At 46.3% G+C, this 20356-nt stretch carries 17 protein-coding genes and 3 tRNA genes; 7 read left to right on the plus strand and 13 right to left on the minus strand.

Going from position 1 to position 20356, the window contains the following annotated elements:
- Positions 1-67: 67 nt before the first annotated feature.
- The gene (locus tag PBN151_RS01480; RefSeq protein ID WP_072727369.1) at positions 68-877 is read left to right on the plus strand and encodes a hypothetical protein; all 810 of its coding nucleotides are present in this window, start codon (positions 68-70) and stop codon (positions 875-877) included.
- Between the two features lie 114 nt (positions 878-991).
- Here the strand turns inward: PBN151_RS01480 and PBN151_RS01485 are convergent, their stop codons facing one another.
- The 9 genes from PBN151_RS01485 to PBN151_RS01525 form a co-directional block, all read right to left on the minus strand.
- Complete coding sequence (locus PBN151_RS01485; RefSeq protein ID WP_227774283.1) at positions 992-3115, minus strand: methyl-accepting chemotaxis protein; 2124 nt, start codon at positions 3113-3115, stop codon at positions 992-994.
- 150 nt (positions 3116-3265) lie between these two features.
- Positions 3266-3547 carry a hypothetical protein gene (locus tag PBN151_RS01490; RefSeq protein ID WP_072727370.1) on the minus strand — a complete coding sequence of 94 codons (282 nt, stop codon included), beginning with the start codon at positions 3545-3547 and terminating at the stop codon, positions 3266-3268.
- 373 nt (positions 3548-3920) lie between these two features.
- On the minus strand, positions 3921-4715 hold the full coding sequence (locus PBN151_RS01495) for an alpha/beta hydrolase family protein (protein ID WP_072727371.1): 795 nt from the start codon (positions 4713-4715) through the stop codon (positions 3921-3923).
- An 87-nt stretch (positions 4716-4802) separates the two neighbouring features.
- Positions 4803-6410, minus strand: coding sequence for a potassium/proton antiporter (locus PBN151_RS01500; protein WP_072727734.1), 1608 nt, complete (start codon positions 6408-6410; stop codon positions 4803-4805).
- A 194-nt stretch (positions 6411-6604) separates the two neighbouring features.
- Positions 6605-7582 (minus strand): AraC family transcriptional regulator, encoded by a 978-nt coding sequence (locus PBN151_RS01505; RefSeq protein ID WP_083544778.1) that lies wholly within the window; start codon positions 7580-7582, stop codon positions 6605-6607.
- A 201-nt stretch (positions 7583-7783) separates the two neighbouring features.
- On the minus strand, positions 7784-8428 hold the full coding sequence (locus tag PBN151_RS01510; RefSeq protein ID WP_028531682.1) for an SGNH/GDSL hydrolase family protein: 645 nt from the start codon (positions 8426-8428) through the stop codon (positions 7784-7786).
- Between the two features lie 133 nt (positions 8429-8561).
- A complete protein-coding gene (locus PBN151_RS01515; protein WP_227774285.1) occupies positions 8562-10460 on the minus strand; it encodes a heavy metal translocating P-type ATPase in 1899 nt (632 codons plus the stop codon).
- A 265-nt stretch (positions 10461-10725) separates the two neighbouring features.
- On the minus strand, positions 10726-12084 hold the full coding sequence (locus PBN151_RS01520) for a DUF4097 family beta strand repeat-containing protein (protein ID WP_072727373.1): 1359 nt from the start codon (positions 12082-12084) through the stop codon (positions 10726-10728).
- Complete coding sequence (locus tag PBN151_RS01525) at positions 12081-12401, minus strand: PadR family transcriptional regulator (protein ID WP_072727374.1); 321 nt, start codon at positions 12399-12401, stop codon at positions 12081-12083. The genes PBN151_RS01520 and PBN151_RS01525 overlap by 4 nt, the downstream gene beginning before the upstream one ends.
- Positions 12402-12791: 390 nt before the next feature.
- Between PBN151_RS01525 and PBN151_RS01530 the strand changes: the two genes are divergently transcribed.
- The 6 genes from PBN151_RS01530 (at position 12792) to PBN151_RS01555 (ending at position 18568) form a co-directional block, all read left to right on the plus strand.
- Positions 12792-14126 (plus strand): ABC transporter substrate-binding protein, encoded by a 1335-nt coding sequence (locus PBN151_RS01530; RefSeq protein ID WP_021256399.1) that lies wholly within the window; start codon positions 12792-12794, stop codon positions 14124-14126.
- Between the two features lie 136 nt (positions 14127-14262).
- The gene (locus PBN151_RS01535; protein WP_021256400.1) at positions 14263-15210 is read left to right on the plus strand and encodes a carbohydrate ABC transporter permease; all 948 of its coding nucleotides are present in this window, start codon (positions 14263-14265) and stop codon (positions 15208-15210) included.
- Positions 15211-15219: 9 nt separating this feature from the next.
- On the plus strand, positions 15220-16050 hold the full coding sequence (locus PBN151_RS01540; protein WP_028531680.1) for a carbohydrate ABC transporter permease: 831 nt from the start codon (positions 15220-15222) through the stop codon (positions 16048-16050).
- Positions 16051-16114: 64 nt separating this feature from the next.
- The gene (locus PBN151_RS01545) at positions 16115-17293 is read left to right on the plus strand and encodes a YncE family protein (RefSeq protein ID WP_072727375.1); all 1179 of its coding nucleotides are present in this window, start codon (positions 16115-16117) and stop codon (positions 17291-17293) included.
- Positions 17294-17389: 96 nt separating this feature from the next.
- On the plus strand, positions 17390-17608 hold the full coding sequence (locus tag PBN151_RS01550; RefSeq protein ID WP_139295251.1) for a hypothetical protein: 219 nt from the start codon (positions 17390-17392) through the stop codon (positions 17606-17608).
- A gap of 90 nt (positions 17609-17698) precedes the next feature.
- The gene (locus tag PBN151_RS01555; RefSeq protein WP_072727377.1) at positions 17699-18568 is read left to right on the plus strand and encodes a polysaccharide deacetylase family protein; all 870 of its coding nucleotides are present in this window, start codon (positions 17699-17701) and stop codon (positions 18566-18568) included.
- Positions 18569-18769: 201 nt separating this feature from the next.
- Here PBN151_RS01555 and PBN151_RS01560 read toward each other — a convergent pair whose 3' ends face one another.
- From PBN151_RS01560 to PBN151_RS01575, 4 genes are all read right to left on the minus strand, one after another.
- Positions 18770-19546: a BclA C-terminal domain-containing protein gene (locus tag PBN151_RS01560; RefSeq protein WP_072727378.1), complete on the minus strand. Its 777-nt coding sequence runs from the start codon at positions 19544-19546 to the stop codon at positions 18770-18772.
- Positions 19547-19998: 452 nt separating this feature from the next.
- Positions 19999-20084, minus strand: a tRNA-Leu gene (locus PBN151_RS01565).
- A 49-nt stretch (positions 20085-20133) separates the two neighbouring features.
- Positions 20134-20209 (minus strand) — tRNA-Lys (locus tag PBN151_RS01570).
- A 50-nt stretch (positions 20210-20259) separates the two neighbouring features.
- Positions 20260-20334, minus strand: a tRNA-Glu gene (locus PBN151_RS01575).
- Positions 20335-20356: the final 22 nt, after the last annotated feature.

Raw genomic sequence — 20356 nt, forward strand, 5'->3', positions numbered from 1 at the left:
ATGAAGCATGTCTTGTTTGCATAGTTCCCACTTGTAATTACACTACTATTTGAAAGGAAGACGAACAATGAGATACACCAAATTTGCATGTATTCTCTTATCCACAGCAAGTATAAGTTTGGCAGGGTGTGCTTCGGATCATGCAACCACAGCAGCATCGAATACAAGCGTCACAGAAGTATCTTCTTCAGCTATATCTGAAAAAGGTTCAACTGCATTGAGCAAAATATCAACTAGCAATCCAAAGAAAAAACAATTTGATGTTAACCAAATACATACGATCCGTATTCTAAGTACAGCTGCCCACATTACCGTTATCGGAGATCATCAATTAAGTCAAGCACAATATGAGCTTATAGATGGAACATCCAGTTCAATGGAGACAGATGTGAGCGGCACAATAAACGATAATACGCTGACGATTAAATTGCATTCTAAACAAAAAAGTTTCATAAATACAGATTCTCCGCCATCACTAATTGTCCGAGTTCCAGTCAAGGATTACGACACTTTAGAGATTAACAATGATTTTGGAAAACTCTCACTTGAATCCGAGTCTGGGCTGTATCCTAGCCATCTAGTTGTCAACGGCAGTGCGAGCGATATTTCATCCTCCAATGTAATGGGAATGGAGAGCACTAAGCTTCATACTGAGTTTGGCAAGATAACATTTGATTTGCCGGAGAAGCTGGAATCACTGGCTGTAGAGCTATCCACTAATATGGGAAGTATCACTAATAATGTCGAGTTGGACGGGGCAAGTACATCCAATATGATCGTATCGAAGAAAGTTAAAGGCCATATTGGGGCAGCCAATACGAAGAGCCCATCTTTATTGATTTCTACTCAGGTAGGCGAGATCAAATTAAATCATTAAATCAGAAAATCAAGAAAAATAGCTGCTGCCATTCTACTATATAGATGCTTTAAAGTCGCCGATCATACAGGAGCCCGTATCTCTCGTTGGAGATACGGGCTTTCTCTATCGGTACTAATATTTGAATTGAGATAAGGTTTCCTTCAGATTCGAGGATACATCTTCAAGCTGCTGAGACAGCTCGACTAAGCGGTTCGATACATTCAACTGTTCCGTGCTTAACGATGCAACCTCTTCGGAAGTAGCAGATGCCTCTTCCGCAACCGCACTTACATTGCTCATCGCTTCTACCAGAATGGACTGTGCCTCATTTAGACGCCCAATGGAGCCTGTCACATTTCCAAGCTGCTGAATCATGCCATCCATTTGCTGCTGTACCGTTGAGAAGATGACATCTGTCTCCTGTACAGCTTCCGCTTGTTTCTGGAAGAGTGGGAAAGCTTCTGACAACGCTGTTACGGTCTCCGTAATCTCTAGCTGAATCTTCTCCGTAATTTGCCCAACGATATCGATGGACTGCCTTGATTGATCAGCAAGGTTCCGAATTTCATCAGCAACGACCATGAACCCCTTGCCTGCTGTTCCTGCACGCGCAGCCTCAATGGTTGCATTCAGGGACAGAATGTTCGTTTGCTTCGTCATGTTATGGAGGACATCCAAAATTTTGCGAATCGATTGTGTACTGTCACTCAGTGTATTGACCTTCGTCGCAAGCGAGCGCATCATATCCCCGGTGGAAGTCGTACGGCTCATTAAGGAAGTCATATTCGATGCACCAAGCGTGCTCGATTCGGCAACCGCCTGAACCGAATGATCCATTTGCCCGTTGGCATCAATAACATTCGACATTTGCGAAGCAATACTATGCGTGAGATCATGGCCTCGCTCAGCCTCTACCGCCAGTGAAGTAGCTCCCTTCGCAATTTCCTCTGTGGCAATCGCAATTTCCTTCGCGGAGATCGCGGTGCTGCGTGATGCTTCAGACAAGTAAGAAGCTGTATCTAAGACGGCACGAGCGCTTGCATCTGTGCTCTTCACGAGATTCGTAATCTGCTCCATCATCGTATTAAACCCATTCGCAAGCTGGCCAATCTCATCCTTAGACTTAGGAACTGCGCGTACTGCCAGATTGCCCTGTGCACCCTCATTCATGAGATTCCGCAGCTTCACGAGTGGTGTCGCTACCCATTGAATTACCAACCAGCCGATTACGACTGCGATGACAGCGGCAGCCAGCATAGAGATGAATGTAAGTGTCAAGATGGACTTGGCTTCCTTCACCAGCTCAGCTACAGGGACCGCTCCAACTAGCAGCCAGCGACTCGACGGCATCTGATCATAGACCAGGAGCATCTCGCCATCGGAATCAGAGCTTATCTTCCTGCTTCCGCTAATCGCACTAGTATTGCCCTCCTCAACCTCCGGCAGAAGCCACTTCGGAGCTTCCTTGGTCAACTTCCCATCTTCCTCGGTATAAATAAAATGACCCGCACGATTCACCACTTGAACGGTAGATCCCTCGCCTAGATTAATCCCATCGAGCGACTTCTGGAAAGTAGCCAGTCTAATTTCCATTAGAACGATGTATTCAGCCATCCCGGAATTCAAATCACGCATTGGTCTTGCAATTCCGAATGTAGGCTCCGGCGCCTTATCAACACCTTTCGGCATTGTATCTACCCAAATGGATTGTCCATTGCTCTTCGTTGCTTCTTCAAACCATGGTTGCTTGCGCAAATCGTCCAGCTTACTCCGAATGCCAAGTGCAGCCATCGTATTGCGCTTTGGATCAATTGGGATCAAATAAATGTTCTCGATTAATGGATTGCCAACACTGTAGGTTTGAAGCGTTTTCGTAATCGCTTCCGTAGATTGAATCTTTTCATAAGCGCTAAGCTGATTGTCCTTCAAGGTTTTGAGCGAAGCAGTCAGGTTTGGATCGAACATAATCTGCATCGTCATATTGTTGAACTGGGTCAGCTGAAGATCAATTTTTTGCGCTGCTTGGATCATAGTCTGATAATTGGACTTGGATGCTTGATCTTCAATTGCATTCTTGGAGAATAGATACGAAATCATGCCAACACTAAAAACGAACACAATAATGCTGATTACAAATACAAGAAATAACTTCGTTCCCACGGAACGGGATGGATTCTGAAATACGGATGAAACGAGTGATTTCCAATCCACTTTCCGTGATGTCGTCCCCTGTACTCTCTTAAGCCCCTTGAACAACCGATTCATCTCCTTATCGCTATAGGTACCTGTGCTGCTATTTAGAAAGCTCGTCCCCTTACGTGCGGCATCGTACCCGTTGCATAAAAACACACCTAAGGGGAGAACTTAGCATCCAAATTCACAAACGCTGCTTCCTTCTCGTTTCTACTACAGTTCTAGATCAAAGCACTTCACTACATCCAATTTCGCCACCTGTACCTCACGGAAAAACTGGAAATCTGGATGCTCTTCCATCAACTTCGCGCGTGCCTCTTCCTTCAACTGTTCTTCAGTCATTGGTTCTTCTGACCCAATTACTAATTGATCGAGACGTTCTTTCTCACGGTGATCAAAATCAACTGCTTCTGTCGTTACATCCACAATATGAACATAACGGTACGGACTGTAGCCAACATGCTTAAACTCTTCATTCAATTTCTCATACTTCATCTATTTGCCTTCACCTTTCTTCTCTTAACCTCGCTGTACTTTTACGCACTACTACTAATATCGGTTAATTAGTCCTATTTCACAATAGTATTATGAAACATTTTCCTCATTTTTTTATTATTCAAACTGTATGCTCTGCAGCAAAGCCTCTAGAAAGAACAAAACGCACCCGCTCGCAAGCAGATGCGTAAATGGCGCAAAGTGTCCCGCCCTACCTGGAGTTGGGGGGCAGATGGACGGGCACATTGCATGACGTATACGCCAATGCATAGACGCCATACCTGAATCTATTGTGCAGCATTGCTCATACCAATAAAAGGAGATAAATCACATCAGTCACTTCTTTTTTCGTCTCCTACGACATCACTTTTTGCTACTTATCTGCTACGAATTTCACAACCGCCTCACAGACTTGCTTCGAATGCTCAGACAACGAAAATACATGATCAGAACCATCTATCCACGTAATGTTAGCACGCCCATCCATCGCAGCTGCCAATCGATAAGAAATATAAGGAGGAACAGCGCCGTCAGCCGTCCCATGAACGAACAACGTTGGACAGTGGATACGAGATGCAGCAGCATACATATCATGCTGTGCCGTATCATCCAGCAATCCTTGGCCTACGATGAAGCCATTCATGTCCATACGCCCTTCTTCCAACAGCTGCTTGAATCGTGAACCGGCCGCCTCTCTAGCTACAATATCAAAGATATTGGCAGCAGGGCAAAGCCCCACTAAGCGATGCACCTCTTCTCCCAGCTGTGAAGCTGCCAGAAGCGATACCGCTCCACCCATACTGAAGCCCAGTAAGCTGACACGGTTCGAATCAATGCCTTCCATACAACGCACGGCTTGAAATACAGTTAATGCATCCGCCAGCTCAGTTGACAGCGTCATTTCTTCAAACGTTCCATCACTCTCACCGCTGCCTGCGAAGTCAAAGCGAATCGCGGCGACACCAGCCTGTGCCAACTGTTCACTAAGCCGTCGAAAGAAGCCTCTGCCCTCCAGCATATGCCCTGTAAATCCATGACTCATTACAACTGCTGCTACTGGTTGTTCCGTAACAGGCAGAGTAATCAAGCCACGCAACGTCTTATCATCCCGCTTCCATTCCGTCGCAATTTTGCGAATTCGGTATGTGTGCTTCTCCAATCCTAGCATACGATTCCACTTCCCCCTTGAAAGTCATTGTATCGTACTAACTCATCATGGTGTGTTCATCATGGTGCCTTCCCCTGCATGAATACATTAGTCTTTTCCTTGCCACTTATTCTCCACAACCGTATGTTCTGTCGAGCTCACTATCGGTTGATTCTCTGTGTCTGATTGGGTGTCTACAGTTGTCTGGTCTCGATCCGCGGCACTGCCACTTGTCACCGTACATTGACTATCTTGGATCTGCTCGGTAAACAATCTTCTTATTTCATCCCTTTGATTTTTGGCAACGAGTACATAAGCCACATCTCCTGCCAATAACTGCGTGGTTCCTTTGGGCGCAATCATCTCTTCCCCACGAATTATAGCTGTAATCAAGGTGTCATCCGGCAACCTTAATTGATGCAAGTAGCTGTTCTCTATACAAGCACCAGGCTCAATCGTTTTCTTCACCAAGTCCATGTTCGTCTTCCCGACCGACACCAGCTCAAGCGCATGTACCTGCTGCCCGCCTGGTTCGCCAGCCAATCCAAGCCGCTTCGCAAGCGGAGAAATGGTAGCCCCTTGAATAAGGGCAGACGTCAGAACAATAAAGAATACAATATTGAAGAACAATTGTCCATGTTCTAAGCCTGCAATCATAGGATATGTCGCCATAACAATAGGCACCGCACCTTTTAACCCTGCCCAAGCAATAAGCGTCTTCTCCTTGCCTGTAAACTTACTATACATCAAGCTAATGAATACACCGAGCGGTCTTGCGACGAACATGAGAAGAATTGACAGCACCAGACCTTGCCATGTAATCTCCAGCAGTTGAAGCGGGAACACGAGAAGTCCAAGAAGGATGAACATCATGATCTGCATCAGCCAGGCGAAGCCCTCATTGAATCTTACAATTGTAAAACGATACTGCAAATCGGAATTGCCGATGACAAGTGCCATCACGTATACAGCTAAGAAGCCGCTGCCCTTCAGCAGACCAACACCGCTATAAGTAAGAATCGCGAATCCGATTGCAAGTATAGGGTACATACCAGATGTATCAAGGGCAATTCGATTCAATACTTGAACGATGAACCAGCCTGCGAGCAGTCCTAAGCCAAGTCCAAGTCCCATTTGCCATACAAATGAGAACAGCATTTCCCATACGGAAAGATCCGGAATCTGAATCCATTCAATGAATGATATCGTCAAGAAGACGGCCATCGGGTCATTCGTTCCTGATTCCGCCTCCAAGGTGGAGGTCAACCGCTTCTTCACATTCTGGCTTCCGAGAACTGCGAACACGGCTGCGGCATCCGTAGAGCCGACAATCGCACCGATCAGCATGCCCTCTTTCCAATCAATTCCTAAGATAAATACCGAACACACACCAAAAACCGTAGCAGTAATCAATACACCGATGGTTGCAAGCGATACAGATCCGCCAATGACAGGCCGAATGTCACGCCAGCTTGTCTGCATTCCTCCATCGAACAATATAATGATCAGAGCCAAAATCCCGAATAGTTGCGTTAACTTCGCATTATCGTAATAAATGAGGGGATTCAATGCCATCCCTACAATAATAAACAATACAAGTGAAGGCACATTGAATCGATTCGAGAATTTGGCACTAATCACTCCCGCTAGAAGTAAAGAACCAAATAAGAAAATAATCATATCCGTCGTCCACAAATTCGCATCATCCCTTTTCATCACTATATCGCATACAGTATCGTCCAGCACAATCAAGATGGAATATGGAGGATTGCGTTTACATACTGTACCTCCATTATACTGTATACCTACCGAATAAATAAGAATAACTTATGAACAGGCTGCGAAATATACAACCGGCAACAAGAACGTGTCGCCGGTTCCTGTATATGAATCATAAGTATTCGTTATATTTAGCGGCTCTTCTTGCGATAATGAGAAGGAGGGATTCCCGTCCACCGTTTGAACATCCTTGAAAAATGCGTTAAATCGCGAAATCCGACTGCCCGACATACCTCTGCTACTGTAGTATCTCTTGTCAGCAGCATCTCGCTTGCCTGACGCATGCGGAAATCATTCAAATATTCGTTAAATGACTTGCCTGTGTAGGATTTAAATACATCACAGAAATAGGTCTTGGATAGTGATGCAAGCCGGCAAATCTGCTCCAGACGAATATCCTCATGAAAATGCTTATGCACATAATCAAGAGAGACTTGAACAGCCTCTCGGTGCTTATTTATACGATCTTCCTCCTTCTTTACCTGCACGACTGTTCTCGTGTCATTGTCTTCACTTCCCCGGCTCAACAGAACGAGAAGCTTCAGCAAATTCGCCTTTAAAACAAGCCCGTAATGAGCTGTCTTCATCCGGAACTCCCTCTGCATCTCCTCCAGAATCGTCCTCACATGTCGTTCTTCTTGACCGGAGAGGGACATTAAAGTTGGCTTCCTTCCCCCTTCACTTAGCACAGGATGCAAATACTGATAGTCCATGAAATTACTCTGGAGCTCAGGCTGGGTAAAGCGCTCATTGATATAATAAGGTAAGAACTCGCAGCCAATGACTTCCGTCTGTCGTCCCGGAATCCATTCCACACCGTGTACCGCGAACGGAGGCACGATGCATACACTTCCCGCGAGCATTTTGTGACGTCTCCCGAGATAAGAATGCATGATCCCTCCCTTCACGACATACCAAATTTGAAAGTAATCATGGGTATGTTCATGCAAATTGCCGTGAGTATGGTCGATCCGATACAATTTGCAAGGGAGAGCCTCTGGAAATTCAAACTTTGAGTGAAAAAATACGACACCCTTTGATGAGAACTCCTCAATGCTTCTGCCAATCCACATGTTTTTCATTGCGGGCTGACTACCTATTACAGACATCAATTCCCCTCCTATTCGCTAGAAATATCGAATTTGGAAAGCTCTCAATGTAAGCGTTTGCACGAACAGCGGTTTATCCCTCTTCTCAACAAGCATGTTTAACAATGTGGAAGTTTAAAGACTGTCTATGAGGGAAAATGCGACAGGAAGGCCCAGTGATCTTACCTGAAGAATCATGTAGGCTTCCTGTTCCCATGAGGATTACTCCGCAAAACATGCCTGATACAGAGCTTTGGCTAGAGCCATATGTCCAACCGCGCTCGGATGAACGCGATCCCATGCCAGTGTAGCCGGATAGAAATGCTCCAGCAGCTTATCCATGACCTGCTGTGTATCTACAAATAATGTACCATGCTCATTCGCGATCTCCTTAACAATTCGACCGTATTCATTCATCGTTCGGCGCATCGCATCTTCTTGGTTCGGTTCAATATAATAGGGTGTCATTAACGCAATCCAGCGTACATTCGGCTTGGATCGTTCAACGAGACGATTCAAGGTGTCATAATATTGATCCGAACCTACATGCTGCTCCGACACGAAGGGCATATCGTATTGACGCCAGACATCATTAATTCCAATACAAATAACAAGTCCGTCCGGCTCCAATTGTTCGACATCTGTCTCCCATCTACGCTCTAAATCAACCACTGTATTCCCACTAATGCCCATATTCACAATGCGAATTCCCATCTCAGGATGCTCCGTCTGAACTAGTGCATCGAACATGGATACGTATCCTTTGCCATTGGCTCCGAATAATCCTTCCCCATACGGTCTAGCCCGCTCACAATCCGTTATGGAATCTCCAATGATAACGATCTTATCCCCATGCTGCAGCATAATACAATGACCTCCCTACACATTATGGAAACAACATCCAAAACATAACCTCGCTTAGGAGTTTTTTTCCACATACCTAATTCAATAGGGAGATCATCAATTCCTGCCCACTTGGGCAACCATTCAAATTTTTATGTTAGGATCGCAGTAGCCGAAGCCCATTCAGGATGACAAGAATCGTACTCCCCTCGTGTCCGACGACTCCAAGCGGGAGAGGAATCCCGAGTATGAAGTTAGTTGCAATTAACCCCGTAATGACCGCTACAGCGAATATGATGTTCTGCTTTACAATCGACTGTGTTCTTCTCCCCAGCACGATCGCATGCGCGATGTTGGCCAGATCATCGTTCATCAAGACAACATCGGCGGTCTCCAAAGCTGCGTCACTGCCTGCCGCCCCCATAGCAATCCCGACAGTTGCACTGGCCAGTGCAGGCGCATCATTGACGCCATCGCCTACCATCGCCACCTGACCATATTGCTCCTTAAGCTTCTTAATAATGTTGAGCTTATCTTCCGGCAGCAGTTCGGAGAACACCAAGTCAATTCCTGCTTGAGAAGCAATAGAACTTGCCGTCTGCTTCTGATCGCCTGTCAACATCGCTACCTCTATGCCCTGCCGCTTCAGTTGCTTCACCATTTCAATCGCCTCTGGGCGAATGCGATCCTGGAGCGCGATCACACCGACAACACGCTCGGATCTCTCCACCACAATCACCGTCTTGCCTTTGCATTGCAAAGATTCGATCTGAGTGCGAATCATCTCATCCATCCCTTGCTCAGAGCAAATATATGACGGCTTGCCGATTCTCCATTGCTTCCCTTCCCATTCAGCTTCAATGCCCTGCCCGGCATGTGCTTGGAATTGAGTAGGGCGCAGCAAACGCTCAGTGGCTTCTGTATGCTCTTGGTTACGCTCTGCTTCAGCAACAATTGCCTTAGCGATCGGATGTGTGGACAGCTTCTCCAACGCTCCGGCAGCAGATAGAAGCTCCCGTTTATCCATTGATTCATACGGAATGACATCCGTAACCTCCAGCTTGCCGGAGGTGAGCGTTCCAGTCTTGTCAAAGGCAATTGCCTTTACGTGCGAGATAAGATCCAAATATGCGCCTCCCTTGAACAATACGCCTTTTCGTGCGCTGTTCGAGATAGCAGACAGTGTTGCTGGCATGATAGAGGCAACCAATGCGCATGGTGAGGCAACAACGAGAAATACCATTGCCCGATAAAAGGCATCCGACCATGCTTCTTGCAGCAGCAGTGGGGGAAGAACTGCAAGCGCCAAGGTTGCAGCAATAATCACTCTTGCGTATATATGTTCAAATTTCTCAATCATCCGCTGCGACTTGGGCATCTCACTCTGAGCTTCTTGAACGAGGCGAATGATCTTCGCGAAGAGAGACGAGTCACTTGATCTCGATACAGTAACATACAAAGCCCCTTGCCCATTCACCGTTCCTGCGTATACGTCATCCCCCTTGGCCTTATCTACAGGAATGCTCTCTCCTGTAATCGAGGATTGGTTGACAGAGGATTGGCCATCCTGAACCATTCCATCTGCTGGTATACGCTCACCTGGCTTTACAAGCACAAGATCCCCTATTATCAACTGCTCTACAGGCAGTAACAATTCAATCCCATTTCGAATGACGAGCGCTTGCTCCGGCTTCAAATCCATCAGCGCAGAGATATCCCGCGAGCTGCGGTTCATCGTAAAGGTTTCAAGTGCGCCACTCAATGCAAAAATGAAAATAAGCACTGCGCCTTCTGACCAGTATCCAATCGAAGCAGCGCCAAGTGCGGCAGCAATCATGAGTAGATTAACATCCAAATCCCTGTCGCGAAGCAGCGTAACAAGGCCTTCCTTCAACTTAAGCCATCCTCCACACACGTAAGACAGTACATAGCACGCTACCGCCCATTGTTCAGCAAGCTGATTGCTGAACATGGCTAGCAGCAGAAACAGCAGGCTTCCAGCTGCTGCGCAGGATTCTTTATGTTCGCCAAGCCATTGCTTCCATGATGTTGTCATCGAAATTGTATTGTTCATTTCATTTCATCCTCTCTTCAAATGAAAATGACTATCGTTGTTAATCCCCTAAAAATGCATCATGCTGCTTCCGTGTTGGAAGCAGCATGTGTATTGAGAATGAGATTAATTTTCACTATGGTCATTTTTTTTGAATTGAGGCAACATTACTGTATTTATTATAATCAACAGTTCAAGAAATGTGAATAGAAATGTGAATATCTGCAAGCAGAAAAATAAACATTGAAATGAGGCGCACCTATATCTGTCAGGCTCTTGTCTCCCGAAGCTCGATATCGCCACTTACTGATGCAATCCGAACTACAGGTCCATCCACTCCAATACTTCCGCGGTAGTAATCCCTACGTTCCGTCTCTGTCCGTACTTGCGGAAGCTTCACGGACAAGTCTCCGTGATCTGCCATCGCCTCAAGCTGAACATTCGCCGCCCACGATGAAATTCGAACGTCGATATCCCCGGATTTACTTTCAATCACCGAAGGGCCAATATCACGACCAAATGTGCACTCTACGTCCCCGCTACTCGACTTCAACAAGAGTGCTCCGTTCAATTCGTCGATTTCAACTTCTCCAGAGTGGCTAACGATATCCATATTAGCTCGAATTCGCTCTGCTTCAATATCTCCTGAAGAAGAGGACAAGTACCAATTAAGTCCGACACCGTCGCTGAGACTAAGATCACCTGACGTGACTTCTGCACGCAGCTCTTCAGCATGAAGCTGCTCAATATCTACATCTCCGGATGATGTCCTAACTGCCATTGTATGCGTGTTAATGCGGCTGACGTCCACGTCACCTGAAGATGCCTCCATACTTATCCGTTCGGCCGAGCTATATTCCATACGGATATCTCCGGATTTGCTTGTTATTCGTACATCCTGAAATGCCCCTTGCCGAATCACTCCATCTCCTGATGACAATTCCATTTGTAATTGGTCTGCACGAACATGCTGCATGTCAATATCTCCTGATTCAGACACCACTTGAATGTCTCCTTGGTAGCTGCTAGGCACACGGATATATAACTTCTGGTCGCCATACCGTAAATTGATAAAGGAGAAAAAGCGCTTCGCATTGTATCTCATTCGAGCCGATATTGTATACGTATCTCCGTCTATATAATCACGAATATCGAACTTCTCTGGCTCATCCGATTCGATGCGATAGCCGATCCGGTCTCCTTCATATGATTCAATGGCGACATCCACCTCACTAGTATGTATGCGGAGTGTGTGAATACACAAATTCGATTGACTGCGATCTTCTTGACTAAAGGAAGAAGCAGAGAATGTGCGAGACGATTCCTCAGCATGCGTTTCTTCACTTACTGAATATCCATCACTGCGTTCTCCTTCACCATTAGAGCGTGTATCCCCCTCAGTCTGTCCCTCTAGTGAAGCCTGCTGACGATGCTGTTCAAGAATTTCGCTTGCAATGGTCTGTACACTGCCCAGTGCATTTAGAATATCCTCTTCGGTCTTGCCAGTCTGCATCGCATCTTGGAAGTGAGCCTCAAAGTCCGTCATGATCTCCGCACGCTCCGCCGAAGGAATCTCCCCCAGCTCCCGTTCCAATCTTACGAGAAATTCTAACTTCTGCATGCTCATTTTGACATTACCTCCTCAATCATCTCATCTACACCTTTGGAGAATAGACTCCATTCCTTCAGCATTTCATGCATGTAGGTCTTGCCTGTATCCGTCAGCTTGTAATACTTGCGCGGAGGCCCCTCCGGAGACTCCTTCAGATAAGTTGAAAAATACCCTTCCTGTGTCAATCTGCGAAGCAGTGGATACATCGTTCCCTCTGCGACCTGGAACTTCTCTGAGATGCGATGAACAAGCTCATACCCGTATCGATCTTGTTCATAGGTAAGTACAAGTACACACAGCTCCAGAACTCCCTTTTTAAATTGAACATTCACGACATCTCCACCACCTTCCCTTGTCATTGGTAATTTTCTACATTGTATCACTCACTACTGTGTATTGCAAGATACCTTTCCATACACAATCTATTAATAATTAAAGCGATTTAGCTTTAATAGAAATTTACGAAATCATGAGTTTCTATAGTAATGATTGAAAACGCATTCACATAAGATGAGATAAGCTTTTTCCACAAGGTTCCCATAAACAAGCAATGAAATTATTTACAATTCCTTATCTTCTGCTTAACGCTATGTTTAATATTGGCATTTACAATGAGGCATGTGCACAGATTCGACGAATTTCGCTAAAGATTTGGATTGGTTAGCTAACAAGATGTATCACTATGGGAACCTGTTATTTTAATTCTACTAAGGAGTGTAATTATGAAAGCAAAACGCTGGTTTACCCTGCTCACTGTCATCTCTCTACTATTTATATCCGTTATTGGTTGTTCGAGCGGTTCATCTTCTGGAGAAGGCCAAAGCAGTGAATCAGGTGCAAGCGCGCCTGCTGTGAAGGAGGAAGATAAGACACCTGTTAAAATTCAATATTGGCACTCCCATGCAGAAGCTCAGACTGAGGGCTTGAACTATATGATCGGGGAGTTCCAGAAGAAATATCCTTACATTACTGTTGAGCCTGTATACCAGGGCGGATATGAAGACCTACATAAGAAGCTGCTTGCGGCTGTAGCTGCCGGCGATGTTCCAGCGGTAACGAACGTTGAAGTATCTTCCTTGCCTATCTTCTCTCGTGATGGTATTTTCGAAGATTTGACACCTTATGTAGAGCGCGACAAGGTTGATACTTCCGACTTCTCAGAAGGCATGCTTAAGGCATATGCGTATGAAGGCCGTCAATTTGGATTCCCGCTAATCGTAAGTACGAGTGTTATGGTCTACAACAAAACATTGCTTGATAAGCTCGGCGTTCAGCCTCCGCAAACTTGGGCAGAAATCGAAGACTACAATAAGAAAGTTACAGAGAAGAAAGACGGAAAAACAGTTCGCTATGCATTTTCCGTTCCAGGCTGGGATAACTGGTACTACGATCCTTGGATGATTAACGGCGGCGGTTCTGTTCTGAACGAAGACATGACAAAAGCAGCAATCGATACACCTGAAAGCCTGCGCTACATCGAGAACTTCAAGCGTTGGGTTGATGAAGGCAACATGCACATCGGTTACGGCAAAGGCGCTTCTGGCACAATGCGTCAAATGTTCCTGGAAGGCAAAATTGGTATGGTTGAGCACACTTCCGCAATGATCAAAACATACGTGGAAAATGCGAAATTCGAAGTTGGCGTTTCCTTCTTGCCGGGTGACAAAACACGCATCTCCAACATCGGCGGCGCTGGCATCGTCATGATGAAAGGTGCTAAGGACAATCAAAAAGAAGCAGCTTGGAAGTTCATTCAATTCATGACAGGCAAAGAGAACAACTTGAAGTGGGCGGAAAAAGTAGGCTACCTCCCTACACACAAGTCGGCCATCGATACAGAAGAAGGCAAAGCGTACATGCAGCGTTGGCCACAATACAAAGCCGTACTTGACAACTTCGACCAAGTGCAAGCGCGCATGCAGCATCCATTGTACCCTGAGTTCAGCAACCTCTACATCGAAGCAATGGGCAAGATGGTTCTTGAAAAAGGCGACCCAGTGAAATTGATGAAGGAAGCAGCTGTGGAAATTAACAAAGTACTCGAAGATAGCAACTAGATAGCAACTAACAATTGCGTGTGTACATCTGTGGTCAAGCAAGGTCGTCTCCCCTATATACCACACGGGAACAGGGCATGCGGCTTTGGCTTGACCTTTCTTTATCATTGTTCTAAAGGAGAGGGCGATTAAACAGATGAATGGTAATTCCGGAATTTCGAATGATACGCCGGCAGAAGCTGTGAAGTACAAGCGGCCTTGGTCATGGTACCGCTTCTCCGAGAAGTTGAAGGATTTCAGCTTCGCGCTGCCGGCACTGTTGTTCCTGCTTATTTTTACGTATGTTCCACTGGTATTCTCGATCTTCATTAGTACAACGAACTGGAATATGTCGCGGCCAGTGATGAAATTTATCGGGGCGGATAACTATACGAAGCTGTTATCCAGTGAAGACTTCTGGAAGGTACTTACGATTACGTTCAAATACACGATTTTCGACGTGTTCTTTACGATTGTTATTGGGCTTCTACTCGCACTTTTGTTCAACTCTAAATCCAAGTTTTATAATTTCTTGCGTTCGATCATCTTCATGCCATACTACATCTCTATGGTCGTCGCAGCCATGATCTTCTTGTGGATATTTAACGGTGAATACGGCCTTGCCAACTACCTATTGGACTTGGCAGGATTCGATAAGATCAACTGGATGACGAATCCGAACACGGCGCTCGGCGCTCTTATTACAGTATCCCTATGGAAAGGCGTCGGCTTCGCAATGCTGCTGTTCATTGCCGGCTTGCGCAGCATCCCAGTTGAATACTATGAGGCTTCTAGCATCGATGGCGCTTCTCGCTGGAACCAATTCTGCAATATTACGATCCCATTGCTGTCTCCAATGACGTTGTTCCTTGTTATTACAAACTTCATCGGATCGATGCAAGTATTCCAGTCGATCAATATTATGACGAACGGCGGACCGCTGAATGCAACGAAGGCGATGGTGTTCTGGATCTATCAGATGGCCTTCTCCGAGTTCCGGACAGGCCGCGCATCTGCACTGGTCGTTATTTTCTTCATCATTATTATCGCCTTAACCGTAATCCAGCTGTGGATATCGAAAAAAAGAGTTCATTACGAAGGGTAGGCTTAGCGGATGTCAAAATCCTTATTTTCATCCATCCGGTTGGCAGCAGCCATCCTCATTACATTAGTGATGTTCTTTCCAACCTATTGGCTCGTTGTCACTTCTTTAAAAACACCGTTCGAGCTGCGGCTCGCGATTCCATCCTTCTGGCCAGAATCGTTCCGCTTCCAGAACTATATTGATGCATTCCAGGCTTCACCGTTCGGCCGTTATTTCTTCAATACTGCCGTGCAAACGCTTGGGATTATGATTCTGCAGATTAATGTTGCCATCTGGGCTGCCTTCGCCTTCGCGAAGGGAAATTTCTGGGGACGCGATAAATGGTTCGTTCTCGTGCTTGCTGCGTTGATCGTTCCAGAACAAGTAACCTTCGTTCCTGTATATGTGATGATGTCCAAGATTGGCTGGCTCAACACTTTCTTGGCATTGATCGTTCCGCATGGTGCGTCTGCTTACGGCATCTTCCTGCTTCGTCAAGCTTTCAAGTCGCTTAACAATGATGTGCTGGAGGCTGCTCGAGTCGACGGTGCTGGCCGGTTCCATCAGCTGTATCGCATTCTCGTTCCGATGGCGATGCCGACGATTGCGACACTGATCGTGCTCACCTTTATCGGCAGCTGGAACTCGTACTTCTGGCCGCTTATTATGACGAATTCGGACAGCATGCGTGTGCTGACAGTTGCGGTTGCGATGATGCGAGATGCAGTAGCAGGCGACGAAGCACTTACCTTCCATTTGCTTAGCGCTGCAAGTGTGATGGTTATTCTGCCGATTGTCATTGTGTTTGCTTTTGCACAAAAGCATATCGTCTCAGCACTCGCGAATTCAACATTTAAATAATAAGACAACTGCATGCAGCTTCTCTTATAATGCACCATCTCATCTATCTTAAGGAGGCTATGTAATGAATTCTCAGTCTACTTCTTCACGTTGCCGAAAAAGTGTTCAAGCAGTGCTGCTCTCCTCTATTCTCTTGTCATCTGCCGTTGCCTGTGCCAATGGTGAGGAAGAGCCGGCAGGCTTGAGTCAGGCTGCTGCACCAGTCACACAAGTATCCAACACAACTCCAAGTGCGGCTGCGGCAGTGGCTGCTGGCAAACTGACGCAACAAGAGGTGAATCCGAAGCTTCGCATTGACAAGAACGAGTTCAAGCCGCTGCTCAACATTGCACAGGATGGACCTATTATTCCTGGTCTGCACGAGCTTGTTATCCCGCAGGGTCTTGCCTACTCCGCAGAACAGGGATGGCTTGTTATGTCAGGCTACCGTGACGTCGGCGTCAGCGTCATCGCGATTATGGATGCCAAAACTGGTCAGCTGCTGAAGTCCTTCGAGCTGTATGATGCTGTAGGAGATCCATATACGGGTCACGCCGGCGGCGTTGCCATCACAAATGGTTATGTGTTCGTTGCTTCCGGCAGCAAGGCCAGATATGTATCCATCGATAAGATGAAGCAGACGGAAGATGGCGGACAGCTTATTTTCGACGGACAATTCAAGGTCAATACGAACGCATCCTTCATTGCCTTCGAGAACGGAAAACTATGGGTTGGCGAATTTGCGCACGGCACAAGCTATCCAACAGATACCTCCCATCATAAGACCAACCGTGATGGCGACCAATATCGTGCTTGGATTGAGGGATTCTCGGTAAATCCGAATACAGGATTGCCTATGCAACTGAAAAATTCCGGCGACAAGCTGGTACCTGAGCAGCTCCTCTCGATTCCGAATCGAATTCAAGGCGTATCGTTCTGGAATGGCCACTGGGTATTGAGCGATTCCTATGGTCGTAACAGCAATAGCACGATGCTGTTCTTCACCGATCCTCGTGGGCAAGCGCCTCACCAGAAGGTAACGATTAGCAACAAGGAAGTTCCGCTATGGTTCTTGGATAACGCTGAGCTTAAGCTGAAGCTTGACGGACCTCCAATGGCTGAAGAAATAACTGTTGCTGATGATTCCTTATATATCAATTATGAGTCTGCCTCTGAAGGGATTGCGATGACAGGAAGTTATGCAATGGATCGCATGCACATCCTGGATATGAAGCAAGTCGAGCAAATGTGGAAAAACAAATAAGCGCCATCCCGCAGAGCCGTCATGTGACGGCTCTTTCTTTTTGCCTTATAATGAGTAGATAGGAAATGTACGCTATGGAATAGGAGTCATATGATGATGAATGAACAGCAATGGCAGGATTTGCAGCATAGAGCTGCAGCACTTATTGAAGCCCATAACAAGGACTGCTCACCTTTAATCAAAGAGATGGTTGAAAAAATTAAGGAACTTCAAGCAGAGAATGAGCGCCTGCGCAAAGCACTGAGTTCCGCAAGAAAACAAAATGGTGGTCACAGCCAGATGTCTACCAAATTAAGGGATGCGCTATACGAATAAAATCCGTGTCGGATGGATAATTTACGGCCTTCCTTCGAACCCTATGTACAATACTTAATTTGATGAGCATCGGTTCAGGAGGTTCCGCCAATGATTACACGACCAATTCTGCTCGGATTATGTACCATGCTAAGCATATATGCATCGGGTTGCAGCACGACAAACACGTCCCCTCAGTCCCCTTCCGCCCAAAAATCGCATGAAGGATATTCGATTCAACAACGGCAAGCACGTGTCGCAACGAAGGAAGCTCCTTCCTTCGTCGGCGGCAATGAGAGCGATGTCCGGAGCCCTAAGCCGCTCACCTTATCCGAACTGCGCAGGAAGTACCGCTCCCACTTCATTATGCAGGGCCCGTCTGACCAACGGAGGGTTGCCCTGACATTCGATGATGGTCCCGACAACCACTTTACCCCTCAAGTTCTTGATGTGTTGCGTAACTATGGGGTTAAGGCAACATTCTTCGTTGTCGGCAATCGGGCGGAGAAATATCCAGAGATCATGATGCGCATCCTAGAAGAAGGCCATATCGTCGGCAATCATTCCTATGATCATGCGAATCTGCCGAAGCTCACTAATGAGGCCTTCCATAATGAGATTCTTCGCACACAGAATATTCTGCGAGCTGCTACGGGACGTACGATCAACTTCATTCGACCGCCATACGGCAATATAAGTGAAGAGCAAATTAAATGGCTTGCCTCACAACACATGCTGATCGTGAACTGGAATGTTGATTCCCTAGATTGGAAAGGGCTCACCGCAGAGCAAATTGAAGCCAACATTATGTCTCACCTGACCCCTGGTGCTATCGTGCTCCAGCATGCTGCCGGCGGTAAAGATCATGACTTAAACGGTACCGTCAAGGCGCTCCCTCACATCATTGAGGAGCTAAATCGACAAGGCATTGAGATGGTAACGTTAGATAAGCTGCTAGGCAAGCCGGCATATCGGGAATAGCCCGTAAAGACGTCTAGCGGGCCGATATAGAAATCCCTGGTTGCGTAATTCGTCGTATTACGGATAAGGACAAGAATAGATTTCAGTGGTGCGAAGACTCATCACAGGAATAACGCAAAAAGAGCCGTGAGATCCCGTCCTCAACAGCTCTTTTTGTAGTCAGATTGCATACCGATTACCGCTCCATTTCTAGTTTCATTTCTAGCCTAAGTGAATGATGGTTAGAGCCGCACCAGCAGCATTGTTAATAAGCGTAGCTGTTCCTAGAAGTCCGAACAATTGAAGCGATATTGTCGTGTTCGCAGCCAATGTTAGAATGACGTCATTGTTAAAGGTAGATAACGTGAGAACAGGTGTTATCGTAGAGGCTATGTTCGCAGCACCGTTGATAAGCAGTCTTGAGCCCAGCAACAAACCCGCGGTTAAGTTGAGCTGATACGAGATGTAATATCTTCCCGCCGTAGATACGGTAAAAGTATCGTTCGAGCCATTCACGCTTATTCCAGATCCAATGTTCTGGGCGCTTGGGAGTGGAACGAGTGTACCTAGCAAGACGACCGCGATCGATGCGCCGGTAGTATTGGCAGCATACGAGGATGTCGCGGTAGTACTCGTCCCCGTTGCTCCAGTTGCCCCGGTGGCTCCGGTAGAGCCAGTAATCCCCGTAGAACCCGTTACACCTGTCGATCCCGTTACGCCAGTTACACCTGTCGATCCGATTATACCTGTCGTTCCTGTAGCTCCCATCACACCCGTTGCACCCGTAGCACCTGTTAAACCAGTAGTTCCCGTTAGCCCTGTGACTCCGGTAGAGCCTATGCTCCCTGTGGCGCCGTTCTGACCTTTTGATCCAGTCGCTCCAGTCGCTCCTGTAGCACCTGTTTCTCCTTTAGGGAACAAAGGCACAATGATCCCAGATGCCTTTGCAAGCCATGATGAAAATGGATGACCGTTTAGAAAACGATAATGATTATCCATAAACAAACTCCTTTTTCGAACCGCCATCAGCTTATCATTTTTCAAGAGAGTTACTCTATTTATTCGTATCATATTCCATAGTATTTAAGTTTCTCTCAATATGACTTGGCTTATATCCAAAACAAATAGATTTACACTCTCATTACTAATAGTACGTCCATCCTTCCTCGTCACAACCAGTTAGCTTACTATTCTATCAACCTTGGCATTTTCAATGATCAGATCGTCTATCGTTGCCCCAACATAAATAAGAGCCGTGAGATTCTAGATTCTCAACGACTCTTATGGTAAACAGATTTATTTGCTTATATACACATCTAGTAGTTTTGAGCATTTATCACGGCTCTCGTCCCTAAACCAAAAAAATAATCGTATGTAATGAAACGTCAGCCGAACATGATTGAAAGCACTAAAAAACTCCTTGCTGCGCAAGGAGTTGTCATTAGTTAATTTGGTGCGGTAGAGAGGACTCGAACCTCCACGGGCGTACGCCCACTACCCCCTCAAGATAGCGTGTCTGCCATTCCACCACTACCGCACGTATTTTGGGAAGGATGTCTATTGACATCTCAACCGAGGAATAAAACTGGTGAGCCATGAAGGACTCGAACCTTCGACACCCTGATTAAAAGTCAGGTGCTCTACCAACTGAGCTAATGGCTCATGGTGCAAGAACATTGCTGTTCGCCATGTCACTCCAACAAGGATTGAAGTGGTGACCCGTAGGGGATTCGAACCCCTGTTACCTCCGTGAAAGGGAGGTGTCTTAACCCCTTGACCAACGGGCCATATCGTTGTCGTTTCTTACTT

This window comes from Paenibacillus sp. NAIST15-1 (assembly GCF_001894745.1).
Lineage (GTDB): Bacteria > Bacillota > Bacilli > Paenibacillales > Paenibacillaceae > Paenibacillus_B > Paenibacillus_B suaedae.

What these genes read in the sequence shown, in the direction of transcription:
- PBN151_RS01490 (WP_072727370.1), bottom strand. Translation starts at nt 3,547, where the DNA reads ATGAAGTATGAGAAATTGAATGAAGAGTTTAAGCATGTTGGCTACAGT.
- PBN151_RS01550 (WP_139295251.1), top strand. Translation starts at nt 17,390, where the DNA reads ATGAATGAACAGCAATGGCAGGATTTGCAGCATAGAGCTGCAGCACTT.
- PBN151_RS01500 (WP_072727734.1), bottom strand. Translation starts at nt 6,410, where the DNA reads ATGAAAAGGGATGATGCGAATTTGTGGACGACGGATATGATTATTTTC.
- PBN151_RS01535 (WP_021256400.1), top strand. Translation starts at nt 14,263, where the DNA reads ATGAATGGTAATTCCGGAATTTCGAATGATACGCCGGCAGAAGCTGTG.
- PBN151_RS01540 (WP_028531680.1), top strand. Translation starts at nt 15,220, where the DNA reads ATGTCAAAATCCTTATTTTCATCCATCCGGTTGGCAGCAGCCATCCTC.
- PBN151_RS01555 (WP_072727377.1), top strand. Translation starts at nt 17,699, where the DNA reads ATGATTACACGACCAATTCTGCTCGGATTATGTACCATGCTAAGCATA.
- PBN151_RS01505 (WP_083544778.1), bottom strand. Translation starts at nt 7,582, where the DNA reads ATGTCTGTAATAGGTAGTCAGCCCGCAATGAAAAACATGTGGATTGGC.
- PBN151_RS01545 (WP_072727375.1), top strand. Translation starts at nt 16,115, where the DNA reads ATGAATTCTCAGTCTACTTCTTCACGTTGCCGAAAAAGTGTTCAAGCA.
- PBN151_RS01560 (WP_072727378.1), bottom strand. Translation starts at nt 19,546, where the DNA reads ATGGATAATCATTATCGTTTTCTAAACGGTCATCCATTTTCATCATGG.
- PBN151_RS01495 (WP_072727371.1), bottom strand. Translation starts at nt 4,715, where the DNA reads ATGCTAGGATTGGAGAAGCACACATACCGAATTCGCAAAATTGCGACG.
- PBN151_RS01515 (WP_227774285.1), bottom strand. Translation starts at nt 10,460, where the DNA reads ATGACAACATCATGGAAGCAATGGCTTGGCGAACATAAAGAATCCTGC.
- PBN151_RS01530 (WP_021256399.1), top strand. Translation starts at nt 12,792, where the DNA reads ATGAAAGCAAAACGCTGGTTTACCCTGCTCACTGTCATCTCTCTACTA.
- PBN151_RS01520 (WP_072727373.1), bottom strand. Translation starts at nt 12,084, where the DNA reads ATGAGCATGCAGAAGTTAGAATTTCTCGTAAGATTGGAACGGGAGCTG.
- PBN151_RS01480 (WP_072727369.1), top strand. Translation starts at nt 68, where the DNA reads ATGAGATACACCAAATTTGCATGTATTCTCTTATCCACAGCAAGTATA.